This window comes from Candidatus Symbiopectobacterium sp. NZEC135, assembly GCF_025962695.1.
Window position 1 is genome coordinate 1 of record NZ_JAGFPF010001249.1, and the last position, 636, is coordinate 636.

Consider the following 636-nt stretch of genomic DNA (forward strand, 5'->3'; position numbering starts at 1 on the left):
TATCCGAGACATCGTACTACAACTGGAAATCCAAATATGGCGGTATGGAGTCCTCTGATATCAAACGGATGAAAGAGTTGGAAGAGGAAAATCGCCGATTAAAGCAAATGTACGCATCCCTGATGCTTATATCATGAAATTCTTAAGGATGTTGTTTCAAAAAAACTTTAACGGTGCCTGAGAAGCGTGAGCTGGTGCGTTATGTTATGACGGAACATCAGGCCAGCGAACGACGCAGGTGCCGGATTATCGGTATCAGTCGAAGTCTGTTGCATTATTGCCCGAACACAACACGGGATCTGCCTGTGGTCGAGGCACTACAAAAACTGGCGCACCAGTATCCGTGCCTATGGTTTTGGGCTTATGTTCAATAAGTTACGACAGGCAGGGTTACTGTGGAATGCAAAGCGGGTTTACCGGATCTATCGGTTGTTAAAACACAACTTTCGGCGCAAAGGGAAAAAACATTTACCTAACAGACATCCACAGCCGTTGGTTATACCGCATAAAATGAACCACTGTTGGTCTGTTGATTTTATGAGTGATGCCTTGAGCGACGGGCTGCGATTCAGGTTATTTAACGTCGTCGATGACTTTAATCGGGAAGCGTTGGCCATCGACGTTGATTTAAATATA

General features: G+C 45.0%; 1 pseudogene. It reads left to right on the plus strand.

Going from position 1 to position 636, the window contains the following annotated elements:
• A pseudogene (locus J5224_RS33640) lies at positions 1–636 on the plus strand (transposase); the annotation flags it as partial.